The sequence below is a fragment of the Methanobrevibacter sp. TMH8 genome, from assembly GCF_020148105.1.
GTDB lineage: Archaea > Methanobacteriota > Methanobacteria > Methanobacteriales > Methanobacteriaceae > Methanobinarius.
Genome location: NZ_JAHLZE010000019.1, coordinates 1 through 6,255 on the forward strand (window position 1 = coordinate 1; position 6,255 = coordinate 6,255).

At 24.1% G+C, this 6,255-nt stretch carries 5 protein-coding genes and 2 riboswitches; of the genes, 2 read left to right on the forward strand and 3 right to left on the reverse strand.

Annotation, left to right across the window (positions count from 1 at the left end; translation table 11 throughout):
- A partial coding sequence (locus KQY27_RS03710; RefSeq protein WP_224425234.1) for an alcohol dehydrogenase catalytic domain-containing protein occupies positions 1-549 on the reverse strand: 549 nt, incomplete at its 3' end.
- 943 nt (positions 550-1,492) lie between these two features.
- Between KQY27_RS03710 and KQY27_RS03715 the strand changes: the two genes are divergently transcribed.
- Positions 1,493-2,986, forward strand: a complete 1,494-nt coding sequence (locus tag KQY27_RS03715; protein WP_224425235.1) for a TrkH family potassium uptake protein — start codon at positions 1,493-1,495, stop codon at positions 2,984-2,986.
- A 114-nt stretch (positions 2,987-3,100) separates the two neighbouring features.
- Positions 3,101-3,175: riboswitch (Fluoride riboswitch) on the forward strand.
- 367 nt (positions 3,176-3,542) lie between these two features.
- Positions 3,543-3,620: riboswitch (Fluoride riboswitch) on the forward strand.
- 30 nt (positions 3,621-3,650) lie between these two features.
- Positions 3,651-4,787 carry a cation:proton antiporter gene (locus tag KQY27_RS03720; RefSeq protein WP_224425236.1) on the forward strand — a complete coding sequence of 379 codons (1,137 nt, stop codon included), beginning with the start codon at positions 3,651-3,653 and terminating at the stop codon, positions 4,785-4,787.
- A gap of 51 nt (positions 4,788-4,838) precedes the next feature.
- Here KQY27_RS03720 and KQY27_RS03725 read toward each other — a convergent pair whose 3' ends face one another.
- Together KQY27_RS03725 and KQY27_RS03730 are read right to left on the reverse strand one after the other, a co-directional pair.
- Entirely contained in the window at positions 4,839-5,258 is a 420-nt protein-coding gene (locus KQY27_RS03725) for a hypothetical protein (RefSeq protein ID WP_224425237.1), read from the reverse strand.
- 36 nt (positions 5,259-5,294) lie between these two features.
- A complete protein-coding gene (locus tag KQY27_RS03730) occupies positions 5,295-5,768 on the reverse strand; it encodes a VOC family protein (RefSeq protein ID WP_224425238.1) in 474 nt (157 codons plus the stop codon).
- Positions 5,769-6,255 lie beyond the last annotated feature (487 nt).

The following is a 6,255-nucleotide window of genomic DNA, read 5'->3' on the forward strand; positions in this document are numbered from 1 at the left end:
AATAGCTGCTAAACCAACAGGCCCAATACCAAGCACAGCAACAGAACCACCCATAGGAATATTGGCATTTTCAGCACCCATAAAACCAGTAGAAAGCATATCAGGAATCATCACAGCAGCTTCAAGAGACATACCCTCAGGCAAATGAGCCAAATTAGCATCAGCTAAATTCACATGGAAATACTCACCAAAAACCCCATCTTTAAAATTAGAAAACTTCCAACCACCTAACGGCCCAGTAGTCTGTGAAGGAAAACCTCTTTGAGCAGCTTCATCATCCCAATCAGGAGTAATAGCCGGAACAATAACCTTATCTCCAGGTTTAAAATCCTTAACCTCACTACCCACTTCATCAACAACACCCAAAGCTTCATGACCCAAAATAAGATTATGCCTATCACCAATAGCACCTTCCCAAACAGTATGAATATCAGAAGTACAAGGCGCAAGAGCCAACGGCCTCACCAAAGCATCCCTAGGACCCATATCAGGCTTATCTTTCTCAATCCAACCAATCTCACCAATTCTCAACATAGCTAATCCTTTCATAATTTCACCTTTGTTACATTTTTTTCTATTATAGAGTATAGCATTGTATAATCAAAAAATAAATATTTAATTAATATTAATTATCATGATTAAACATGATAAATTATAAATAACCAAATATCTATTCCTATAGAATAAAATAAAGAATTGTATACTAATAATACAACTAGAAAAATAAAAAAGCAAATACAGTAGTATTTAGGTTGTGTTCTCATTAAGATACTATTTTCATACTAAATATTTTGATATTTACATATGCTAATATTCACCCCGATAGATACTATTCATTATCGATTATAAATATCTTTCTATATGATTTTCAGAATATTGTATAAATTTATAAATAATTTCTAATAATATTGAAAAAATAGTAATCATTTAATATAATTTTTAGAATATTATTCAACAATGTCTTTATATAACTAGGAAATAGTTTACCTATAAATATTTTAAACTTTAAATTATAAAGGTTATTATTTCATAATTTATAATCTTATAAGATTTTTTAATTTCATTAGATTAATTTCAATAGATAATACTAATCATAAATATTTTTTAATTCAATATTTCGCTATTTTCGATACTACATATGGATATTAAATATTCTTAATAAAAATTTAAAATTTTTAATATTAATTAGATTATTAAGAGATAATTGATTTATAAAAATTCTTCTTTTTTTATAATATTAATTCAATTATTGCAAATATGTTAATACTTTATATTCACTTTTCATTATTTTAGTAAAATTTATATCTAATAATATTCTATATTTAATAGAAAAAATATGATATTAATATAGTAAAATATAGTATTTTATATGATAATATAATATATAAAATGATTAAATCTTGAAGATACTGTATTAAGGCAATTTTATTTAATATAATCTAAATATGATTAGATAATTTAATTTATTAACATTAATAATGGAGAATCAGTCGTGCATACTTTAAACAGCATTAAATTAACTGATTTAAGTACAATACTCTATTATACGGGCCAAATCTGTTTAATTTTAGGAATTTTCATGTTAATTCCTATAATTGTAGCTATAATATATCAAGAATATAATTTAGGATGGTCTTTCCTTTTATCTAGCATAATATCTCTATTCGCAGGTTTTTTACTTATAAAAATATTTAAAAAACAAGAAATTTCTTTAAAAACTGCGATGATTTTCTCAACATTAATTTGGATAATTGCTAGTTTTTTAGGAGGATTGCCTTACTTTATATCTGGAGAACTTAGTTTTATAAATGCGTTTTTCGAAGCTATTTCAGGTTTTACCACTACTGGATTTTCAATGCTACCTAACATAGAAACAGTTGGTTATTCTATTAATTTCTGGAGAGGTTTAACTCAATGGATGGGAGGCCTTGGAATAATTTTCATAATGATTATTGTTTTAAGGTCTAGTGGAACATCTATTATGAGGTTATATAATGCTGAAGGCAGAGATGAAAAAATAGTTCCAAGTATAAGAAATACTAGTAAAATCATACTTTATATCTATTTAGTATTGACTATGATTGGAGTAATATTATTTTTATTATCCGGGCTTCCATTATTTGATTCCATCTTTTATACATTTGTTTCATTATCCACTGGAGGTTTTGCAATAACTACAGACAGTATATTGCATTATAATAGCCCATTTGTTGAATTTGTAGCTATGATTGTTATGATTTCAGGTTCCATTAATTTCGCACTTTTATTTTTACTATATAAGAAGAAATTTAGAGAATTTTTCAGTGATATTGAAATAAAAGTAGCTATTGTATTGATTCCTCTAGCTATTATAGTTACTTCAGCTTTACTTATATATTCTCACACTTATGTAAGTAATTTTGAAAATATAAGATTTGCTACATTTCAAGTAGTTTCAGCTATTACGACTACAGGTCTTCAAACAGCATTCTATCCAGAAATTTTAAATAATTGGAATTCTGCTACTTTTCTAATATTAATTGTTCTTATGATTATCGGTGCAGGATCTTGTTCAACTGGTGGAGGTATAAAATGGTTAAGAGTTGGTTTACTATCCAAAGCAACTATTTGGCAAATTAAATCAATTTTACTTCCTGGAAGAGCTGTTATTCCTAAAAAAATTGCGCATTTTAATAGATTAAAGGTCACTGATAACTTAATTAGAATAGCTGGATTATTTGTAATTTTATATTTGCTTATTTATATTATTAGTGTTATAATTATTTCAGTCTATTATAATAATATTCCTCAAGTTTTATTTGAAGTTGCTTCAGCAATTAGTAATGTTGGCCTTACAAGTGGAATTTTAACTCCGAATTCTCCAGATTTTGTAAAAATAGTATTTATGGTTGATTTTTGGGTAGGAAGACTTGAAATTTGGCCAATATTAGTAGTTGCATATATGAGTTTGTCTACAATTAAAAAGAAGCTGAAAGTTAAACATTGAAATAAGGTAAAAAAAATAGATAAAAATTTACTTATTTATATTATTTTATAAAAAGTCAAAGCCCTATTTAATTTTTCTAAAAACATAAATTATTTATAATAAAATAAACATATATTTAATAAAGGTGATGAGGTTCACCTATTTAACTGCTAGAATATTTTTTTTCTGGATGATGACCTCTACTAATTAATAAACAGATAGAAAGGCAGTATTATCTGTTAAATTAGAGGAGGCATGGTCTAAAATTTTAAACAATGATTATTTTATCTAAACAGTTTGCTAATTAATTTTATAGTATTTTGATTAATGCATGAAAAGATGAACCTATTCAACCTCAATAAATGGAATTATATGTTAATTTCATGAAACATTAAATCAAATGAATAAAATTAATGCTTAAAATATAATTTACTTTATTTCATTTATTAAAAAATTATTTATTATTAAAATTATTAATATTAAAAAATTTATTATTAAAAATAGTTATTATATATTATTAAAACTATTTATTATTAAATTATTATACTATTAAAAACATTTAAACAATTTTATTATTAAAATAAATGGTGATGAGGTTCCACCAATCTGAACCGCCAGTGATAAATATCTTCTGGATAATGAACTCTGTAAGAAACTACTAACTAATTCATAAGAGGTTTAAAAAATGATAGGAGATATTTATCCATTAATTTTAGGAATACTTATATTAGTTTCAAGTTTAATATCTTTGAAACTAGGAATCTCAGTAACAATAGTTGAAATATTGCTAGGAATTATTACAGGGAATATTGGAATTATACGACCAGAAGCATGGATGTTATACATAGCTAGCTTTGGAGGAATACTTTTAACTTTTCTATCTGGGATAGAAATCGATAGTAATTTAATGAAAGAAAAAATGAAAGAAATAGTCTTAATAGGATTTTTATCTTTCGCAGCCCCATTCGTGATTATTTTCTTATTTGTGTATTTTATTGTTGGTTGGAATTTTTTAGCTGCTATATTATGTGCAACAGCTCTTTCCGAAACTTCAATAGCTATTGTATACTCAGCACTTGTTGAAAAAAATTTACTTGAATATCAAATTGGTAAAATATTGATAGGAGCAACATTCATTACAAATTTATGTACAGCTATTGCTTTGAGTATTCTTTTTATAAAACCAAACTTATACACATTATTATTCTATATAATATCTATAATAGTGTTATTTTTAGCTTTTAAATATTCTCATATTCTATTTAACAGCCCTATCTTGAAAAATAAACTTAATGAAGTGGAAATAAAATATATCTTCTTATTATTATTAATATTAATATTTTTTGCAAGTTTAGGGCAAGGACAAGCAATATTACCAGCTTTTATACTTGGACTGTTATTATCCAAACATTTCAAACTAAATTCTCCAGGTTATGAAACTAAAAAACGATTGAAAATCGTAGCTTTTGCATTTATAACACCAATATTTTTTATTGTTGGAGGAATGAAAGTATCATTATCTTTAATTATGAGTGGAATAGTAATTTTTGTTTTGATTTTTGTTTTAAGACAATTAAGTAAATTTTTAGGAGTCTATTTCATAAGTAAAAAATATTTAAACTCAAATAAACAGTATATTACCTTAATGATGAGTACAGGTTTAACTTTTGGACTAATTGCAACAACCTTTGGCCTTACTACAGGAATATTAGATCAGATGACATATTCCATATTAACTGGAGTCCTTGTATTAAGTGCAATACTACCTACAATAACTGCTGAAAAATGGTTCCCACCACATACAGAAGATATTACAGACTAAAATAAGCTAATAATCTAATATAATATAATAATCTAATGAAAAAAATTTTATTTAATATCCCATATATTCTTCACCACATCCACATGGATGAGCTTTTTTCAATTTATTATTTTCTAAAATAAAAACATCTATTATATCAAATTTTTTAATCAAAACTTCTAATATTAGATATGCAAGAAAGCTAGTATCTACAATAACATCAATAAATTCTTTTTTATCTAATATATCTTCAATAATCTGAGTAATAATATCATAGACTTCATCCATATCTTTGTTCATATCTATTTTAAAATTATTTACATTTATATTATTAAAATTCTGATTTTTTTCTGGTATTTCTTCATTTAAATAAAATATTTCATTTATTTCTTCATCTTTTAATTCATCTTTATTTTTTAATTTAGTAAAACTCTCTTTTATAATATTTTGATTCAATATATTTCCACTTATATTTGTAAGTAGGACAGCCATTTTATCACACTTTGTAGCTATATTAGTTGATGAATTTTATTGTTCTATAATATGTTTAATATAATCTTTATTAATTTCTAATAATTCAGCAATCTCAGTTATAGACATTCCATTATAAAAATGTTTTTTGATTATTTGTCTCATGTCTTCTCCAACTTCAATAATGTGATTATCTGGATCATACAACCTAATTACTTTCTGTCCTGATGGAAACTCTTTAACCGGATGTAAAATCTCAATATTTTCATCATAAGATTCTAATTTTTTTATAAAATCTTCGAAATCACTTACTTCAAAATATAACTCTGCACCATTATGCTTTCTTAATTTAACTGAGTCTTCATCTTTATATATGAAATTTGTCCAAGATTCTAGACTTTGAATTGCAAACCCATCATAAGAAACATTTACTCCAAGATCCACATTTGGTTCTTGACCTAATAAATCTTCATAAAATTTTCTAGATTTATCTATATCTTTAACTACTAAAACTGTACTCATAAGTTTCATAATTACCCCTCTGTGATAAAATAATAAACAATAACTAAAAGTATATAATTATAATAATCTCTTTATTAAGATAATTTTTATCAAAATAAGCTATTTAAATAGATTATTTAATATAAATTTTAATATTCCTGTAATTAAACTATAATTAGTAATGTATATAATAGCTAATTTCCTTAAATAAAACATCCTGTTTCAATTTTTAAAGTCATTATACTTTTATAAGTTATTATTTAACCTAATATTAGATTGAAGATAATAATATAAGTAATTAATGATTTAATACTGCAATAAATTTTTATTATATTTTTATTTTTAAATTCTTTTTAATTAGATTACAAATTTTTTATTTTTTTCATATACTTGTTCTTATTTTTGATTTATATGTTAATATTTTCTTTGGAAAATATTTATTACAAAATAACAATATTTATATAATACTTTATCAATATTATAATTATAGGAAAAAACATGTTACAAATTGAAATAT

Bases quoted from the DNA above. Each gene is read 5' to 3' on its own strand.
- KQY27_RS03720 (WP_224425236.1), top strand. From the start codon at position 3,651: ATGATAGGAGATATTTATCCATTAATTTTAGGAATACTTATATTAGTT.
- KQY27_RS03725 (WP_224425237.1), bottom strand. From the start codon at position 5,258: ATGGCTGTCCTACTTACAAATATAAGTGGAAATATATTGAATCAAAAT.
- KQY27_RS03730 (WP_224425238.1), bottom strand. From the start codon at position 5,768: ATGAAACTTATGAGTACAGTTTTAGTAGTTAAAGATATAGATAAATCT.